The following is a 6,776-nucleotide window of genomic DNA, read 5'->3' as shown; positions in this document are numbered from 1 at the left end:
CTACCCGAAATTCACAACCTCACCGAGGAGGAGTACAGGGAGATGAAGGAAAACCTTGCGCTCAAGAATTTCGGCATGAGCCTTGACGAATTCACCGAAGCCTGGAAGGCTGACAAGTTCGACGATGACGGCGAGAGGCACGGAGACGTCATCAGGCTGGCTATGATGTTGCCGGAGTACTGGACAGAGTGACGACAGGCAGGACGCCTGCCGAAGCTGTCAGCAACTACCAGAGTGGGATCCAGAAACTCCTGTCCTGCGTGTCAAATTCGGTAGTCAGTGTCGCTGGCGGATACTATCCTTCTCCAGTACCCCGTTCCCTTGTAGCGAACAGAGGTCTTCTCAGCGGCCGGCGCGGCTGGGGTTCAGACTGGAGCAATACTACCGCATTACCGAGCCTCCTTCGTCACGCACTCCCTGGCAAGTGGAGATAGTTGGCTATGACTACGCCGTCTATGACTCCGATGAAAGGGAGGTCATTCTTTGCCACTGGCATCCGCACGGCGGAAGCCCAGTGAGTCCGCCTCACCTGCACCTCGGGCATGGAGCACAGGTCGGACGCCGGGAAGTGCGAGACTCTAATCTGCCGACTGGACACATTCCCCTAAGTGCCTTGCTGCGACTGCTCATAGGTAAGATGGGGGTGCAGCCGAGACGACAAGACTGGGATGCGATCCTCAATGAAGGGGCTGTCTGACCGGCGTCATGCCTTGGGTATCGTGCACCCATGGAAGTGAGTGATTCACCAGCCTGATTCCAGTCAAGAAACTAGCCACATTTCTCGCACCTGAGCCGATTCCCCATAGCAGAGCCCCCTCCTTAAATTGGAAGAGAAAGCTCTGATATACAGGAACCGATCTGACAACTCCTTACACGGGGCCGATGCGCAGCAAGAGCCCAAGATGTGGGATAGAAACGTTGTCCGCAGGGCATACCCCGAGAGGTCGGACAGGCCCGCACGGTTGAGGAAGCTACCCGAGGAACAGGGGGGGCGACGAGGGCGAATCGATCATCAGGACCGACAACACCGCTGAGGCCAACCAGAATTATTCTGCGCGATAAGCACAACTTCATTGAGCCCTGTCCATGCAGTCTTCAAGCTGAGTTATCATGTCGCTTAACTCATCCCTGAGGCCGTCGTCCATCGCACGGTCGCGCTCCGCTCCTACCGCGCCAACAAACATCTGAGCATACTCTACATAATTGTGATCAGTGATAGTTATCGTGCTCAAGTCGTAGGGCGCCTCGGAGCTTGTTGCCCCGTCCGCAATCTCCTTTCTGATGGAGTCTACTGGTAGGGCCGGGATTTCCAATTTGCACATGAATTCATAGTCGGGAGGACCCAACACCAGACCCGCGCGCGGTATGACCCTTGACTCTCCCTGGGGGATTGCCGCGCTGGATTGAATAATGCCGCCCCTGCCGGTTGGCTCAGGTCTAGTAACCGCCTCAACATGGGGAACGCTTGGGTACATGGGAAGGGCCGTGGGCGTGGCATGCGCCCCCTCGGCCCTCTCGCGATCCATAGCTACGCTCTTGACGTAATCCGGTCGCCCCTGCGGCGTGCTCAACTCGATCGTGCAGGCGGCAGCGATAAGCATACACACCGTCAGCAACGTCAACATTTTCATGATTGAGAGACTTTCTAAAGTTTCCCCTTCTCGAGAGAGCCTGAAATCTCGAGAAGGATTACCTCACGCAAAGGTCATGTGGTCGTTGCGAATCCACACAGCACCAGAGCTTGAAATCGAAGCCAGCCAGTGGATTCACTTTCTCTAGGGTGTTCTCCTAAGATGTCCTCTGGGTACATTCGGTAAGCTGGGCCAGTATATCGCAACCCGGCCACTGCAATACCGACATACCGTGGCACGGCAGCTGTCCCAAACCGTACGGCCCCATAAGCCGGGGCAGGTTCGCTGTGGTGTGCCCTTGACTTTACCGATGGAAGGAAGCGCGGGACGCTTACTGGCGAAGGCCGCGGACTCTACGACCGTCTCCTGCGGAAGACTTCCGCCTGCTGTGCGGCGAGTGTGACATCGAGAACTCAAGGGCCGCACGAAGCGAGGCGTTGAACCAGATCCGGTTTGGGCCAACGCCTGTGTTACACCACCTCCACTCTGCTGGGTGAATGCCGTCACTCTGATTCGCACTCCAAGACATTCGACGACAACCTTGTATATGCTCCTGAAGTAGCGGCGATAGCACTAACACGCATCAGGTTCGCACTAGTTAAGTTATGTCAAGTAGAGGCCGGGACATGCCGTGGAACTGAACGATGGTACACTCAAGTTGCCGATGTCGACAGGATGAGAAGGTGGGGACCCGTTGCTCAGTGCATAGAGCACCGGTCGTCGGAACCTGCGGCACTGGTTCGAGTCCCACCAGGCCCACCAATTCATATCTAAGACCTGAGAAGACTCGAACTTCTCTGACGAACACACCTACGGCTGGTCCCATCCGACCCTGCTGTGTTAATCGCAATGGAAAGCTGTGCCGAATCGGTCCGCAGCCGTCAGGATTCAAGCGTCACCTTAACGCGTCCACCTCATCTCAACCGATAGAGTCGGACCTTCGGGCGTCACACGGCTGGGCGCTTTCCTACGGGCTCATGAGCGCCGTTTCTTGCCACTGCCAGAGAACTGGTGGGCGCAATTGACAATCATTATGATACTTACTATCATTCTTTTGTCACTGATGCCGGCAATCACATACCTCATCGCGTATTTCTAACTGGCCAACTTAGCGACATCCGTACTGATACTAAATATCATGAATTGTCGCCTTCAACCACAGCATGGTGCGGATGTAAACATCTGTTGTCGATCTTACCCTCGCAATTGAGGCGGTGTGAAATACAGGCCACTTACCGGATGCCTGTCGAAGATGCCAGTCAGACCAACCTGCCTAAATCTAAAGAGAGCAGAAAACCCATGACCAAGTCTCTAGGACAACTCACACCTAACACGAACCCGTTGCTAGCAACTGCTTTTTTGCTACTTACCTCGGTGCTATTGTTGTTCCTCGTCGCATGCGGTGGTGACGAGGCGTCTACAAGTGACAACACGGCAGCCTCCAACCGTTCGGTTGCTCCAACTGTCCAGCCAACAGCTGTTCCACAGGCGATACCTACGCCAGCGGCCACGCAGGTCCCCACGGCTACTCCCGCGCCCGAGCCGGCAGGCGTGACTATCAACAACTGCGGCGTGAAGACTGTCTACGGCCACGGATACGAGCGCACTTGAGGTGCTTATGGCGCTCGGGTTACAGGATCACGTCATTGGTTACTTCGGCGGTACGCCCGACCGGCTCCAGCCCCAACACCAGGCCCGCGCGGCTCTAGTCGAACGCCTGGGTGGCAGCTTCCCTTACCCCTCGCTGGAGGCGGTACTTGCTCCAGGTCCCGACCTGGTCTTCAGTTACGGCTTCAACGAGAGTACGGGGTTCACGGGACAGGGCCTGCGCGACGCTGAAGTCCACAGTTTCTCGTTTACTGAGGCCTGTCCAGACTTCACCAGTAACGTCACACTTGAGGTGATGTTCGAGGATGTCCGCGCTTTGGCTCTGATCTTCGACGTCGAGGACCGCGGCGAGGAACTCATCGCCATGTGGGAGCAGCAGATCGCAGAGGTCACTGCGGCGATCCCTGCCGGTGAGCCCGTCCGCGTTTTCTACTTTGACTCGGGTGAAGAGGCTCCGTTCACAGCGCTCGCCGGCTCGGTAATGTCGGACATCATCAGTCGCGCTGGCGGCATAAACATCCTCTCGGATGTGAGCGGTACGTGGGGCACCGTGGAGTGGGAAGCGGTTGTGGACGGCGACCCGGAGTTGATTATCTTCGTTGACTACGGATTCGGAGGCCCGGACGCGAACCAAGCGTTCCTAGAGTCCAACCCATCTCTGTCGGGCATGTCGGCGGTCGTGAACGGTCAGTACATGACGCTGACATTCCTCCAGAGCGTTCCTGGGCCACAGAACCTTGATGGCCTCATCGAGGTAGCGACTGCGGTGCGCCGTGTGAACGCTGCTCGTTAGTTTACGGCAAGCGTCGCCGCCGGGATGAGCACTCATCCCGGCGGGCTGGGTACTCCACACCTTGATGAAAGCCGCGGTAACGGTCATAACAACCCAGAGGGAGGGACGTGGTGAAGCGGGTCCTCGCCTTGAGCTACCCGATCATCGTCGCGAACCTCTCTCAGATCGTGATTGGGATCGTCGACACCGCGATGATCAGCCGCGTGTCCACAGAGGCGCTCGCGGCGGCGGCCGTCGCATCGTCTGTCAACATCGCCGCAGCCATGCTATTCGGCGGGTGGGCAACTGCGGCACAGGTGATCTCAGCCCGCCGGTATGGCGAGGGACGGCTGACGGCAATAGGGCGGTTGCTGGACATCTCGCTGCTCGTCGGTACTGGTGCAGGCCTTGTGGTGTTCCTCGTCTTGAGCATCGGCTCAGGCCCGCTCCTCGCCGCGTTCGGATTAAGCGAGGCTGTGCGGGCCGAGGGCGTGCCGTATCTCCGGGTACTCGCGTTGGCCGCGCCGTTCGCGGCAGCCACGGCTATGTTCCGAGCCGTCTACGCAGGAGTGGGCGAGACCAGCGTGGCGATGCGTATGACGGTCCTTGTCAACGTGATAAACGTCCCTCTGAACTACGTTCTTATATTCGTGGCCGGATGGGGACTCCTCGGCGCTGGCGTCGGGACTGCAATCGCCGTAGCAGTGGGCTGCTTCTACATGAGCTTGTTCGGATGGAGACGACTCCGGGACACATATGAATTGTTTCGTTTCGGACGACTGCACCGCAGCCAGAATGTGCTTCCGCAGCTCTGGTCTATCGGTTGGCCAGAGACGGCCATGCTCTTCCTGGGTTACGTCAATAACGTGCTCGTGCTACGGATTGTCTCCTCGCTCGGCACAACTGTCATCGCCGGAATGCAGGTCGTGACAAATCTACAGCAGGTCCTATGGACGATTGTCTGGGCGCTTTCGACCAGCGTGTCGATCCTAGTCGGGCAGAGCCTCGGCAGCCGCGATGAGCGTACAGTGACGTTGACCCAGCGAGCCGGGCTGCTGCTGATGGCTGCTCTTCCAGCGATCATCCTGGCACCGGTACTTGTCGCGCCGTCCACAATACTGCATCTGCTTACCCCTGATGATGAAGTCGTAGCGGAGGCAGGACGCGCCCTTCCCGTCCTGGCCCTGCAGGTGCCCCTCATGGCTACGAGCATGGTGCTGGCCGCCGTGCTACGAGCCGCCGGGGACTCCAAGTGGGTCCTCTACACCTCCACGGCTTCCAGCTACCTGGTCATGGTGCCGCTATCCTGGCTGCTCGCCGACGCGATCGGCTGGGGACTCCCCGGAGTATACGTCGCCGGGATCGCTTTCTTTGCGGCGAGGACCGCCGGGGCTTGGTGGCGCTACCGGCGGGGGGCGTGGCGGACGGCAGTAGTATGAGGTCCCCTAGATGACCAAGCTGCTCCGGTCTGGCACAACACGTTCGCTTGGATACGTGGTGCGCCCTCTCAGGATTGCCGGGTTCGGCTTCGCTGCGGCGTTGGGGGTTCTCTGCGTTGCCCTTGCTGTATCGATCGTGCTTGCAGTGACCCTGGGGCCGGCCGACATCTTCCCTATGACTGCATGGCGAATCGGAATACACCAGCTCTGGCCGGACGTGGCGTCGGCTGATTGGCCAGCGGCTCATGAGCGGATTGTATGGCACATCCGTCTCCCACGCGCACTCCTCGCCGTGCTGGTAGGGGCAACTCTCTCAGTAGTCGGCACAGTGCTCCAGGCGATGGTGCGGAACCCGCTGGCGGACCCTACGATACTCGGGGGAACATCCGGCGCCGCGGCCGGCGCCGTGAGCGTCATGGTACTCGGGTGGGCATTCGCGGGGATGTACACGTTGTCGGTTGCTGCATTCGCGGGTGGCCTCATAGGCTACGGACTGGCCTTCCTGCTGGCGAGTTCGTCGGGCGGCCTCAGTCCATTGCGATTGGTGCTCGCCGGGATCGCGGTGAGCTACCTGTTCGCGGCCGTGACCAGCATGCTTATCTTCATCAGCGAGCAGAGTCATACGGCGCGCATCGCCCTATTCTGGATGCTCGGCGCGCTTGGTGGCGCTCGCTGGGATCAGCTCGGACTGCCCGCGCTTCTACTCGTCATCGGGCTCGTCTATCTCCTGGCCCAGGCCCGCGCGCTGAACTTGCTTCTCTTCGGCGATGAGACCGCTACGAGCATGGGGGTACCGCCGGACCGGCTGCGCCGCGTCCTCTTCGTAGTCGTCGCACTCCTCACGGGCACGTCGGTCGCACTGGCAGGCGGGGTCGGCTTCGTGGGCCTTGTCATCCCGCACGCCGCGCGGATGGTGGTGGGCTCCGATCATCGCCGCGTACTTCCGCTCGCGGCGCTCGTGGGAGCGCTCTTCCTGCTGTGGTCAGACGTGCTCGCGCGGCTGGTGATCCAGCCCCGCGAGCTCCCTATCGGGGTGATCACCGCACTCGTCGGCGCACCGGTGTTCGCCTTACTCCTCCGCTCCCGACTGCGAGGATCAGATCATGCCCGCTGACCAGTCGGAGAACGATACTTCCAAGCCACCATTGGATCTCACTGGCCCTGGTCCACTATCGCTGACTCTATCCGAGATAACGGTGGGAATTGGCTCCGTAGAGATTTGCTCGGAGGTCAGTCTGGTGGCCGAGTCCGGCCAAGTCGTAGGTATCGTCGGGCCGAATGGTAGTGGAAAGACGACACTACTGCGGGCCGCTTATCGGGTGCTGC

General features: G+C 59.5%; 7 protein-coding genes. 6 read left to right on the top strand and 1 reads right to left on the bottom strand.

All coding sequences use genetic code 11. From position 1 onward, the window contains the following. Nucleotides 1–192 (top strand): hypothetical protein (locus J4G14_14980; GenBank protein MCE2459093.1); only part of this gene is annotated, 192 nt, incomplete at its 5' end. 878 nt (nucleotides 193–1,070) lie between these two features. Here the strand turns inward: J4G14_14980 and J4G14_14975 are convergent. Then, the gene (locus tag J4G14_14975; protein MCE2459092.1) at nucleotides 1,071–1,631 is read right to left on the bottom strand and encodes a hypothetical protein; all 561 of its coding nucleotides are present in this window, start codon (nucleotides 1,629–1,631) and stop codon (nucleotides 1,071–1,073) included. A gap of 1,383 nt (nucleotides 1,632–3,014) precedes the next feature. Between J4G14_14975 and J4G14_14970 the strand changes: the two genes are divergently transcribed. The 5 genes from J4G14_14970 to J4G14_14950 all read left to right on the top strand — a co-directional run. Then, the gene (locus J4G14_14970; protein MCE2459091.1) at nucleotides 3,015–3,242 is read left to right on the top strand and encodes a hypothetical protein; all 228 of its coding nucleotides are present in this window, start codon (nucleotides 3,015–3,017) and stop codon (nucleotides 3,240–3,242) included. A gap of 7 nt (nucleotides 3,243–3,249) precedes the next feature. Continuing rightward, complete coding sequence (locus tag J4G14_14965; GenBank protein MCE2459090.1) at nucleotides 3,250–4,032, top strand: ABC transporter substrate-binding protein; 783 nt, start codon at nucleotides 3,250–3,252, stop codon at nucleotides 4,030–4,032. 110 nt (nucleotides 4,033–4,142) lie between these two features. Beyond that, entirely contained in the window at nucleotides 4,143–5,450 is a 1,308-nt protein-coding gene (locus J4G14_14960) for an MATE family efflux transporter (protein ID MCE2459089.1), read from the top strand. A 10-nt stretch (nucleotides 5,451–5,460) separates the two neighbouring features. Next, nucleotides 5,461–6,564, top strand: coding sequence for an iron ABC transporter permease (locus tag J4G14_14955; protein ID MCE2459088.1), 1,104 nt, complete (start codon nucleotides 5,461–5,463; stop codon nucleotides 6,562–6,564). Continuing rightward, on the top strand, nucleotides 6,554–6,776 hold a 223-nt coding region (locus tag J4G14_14950; protein MCE2459087.1), incomplete at its 3' end, for an ATP-binding cassette domain-containing protein. The genes J4G14_14955 and J4G14_14950, both read left to right, overlap by 11 nt.

The sequence above is a fragment of the Dehalococcoidia bacterium genome, from assembly GCA_021295915.1.
GTDB lineage: Bacteria > Chloroflexota > Dehalococcoidia > Lucifugimonadales > UBA1123 > VXRN01.
This window is presented reverse-complemented; position numbering and strand designations above follow the sequence as displayed.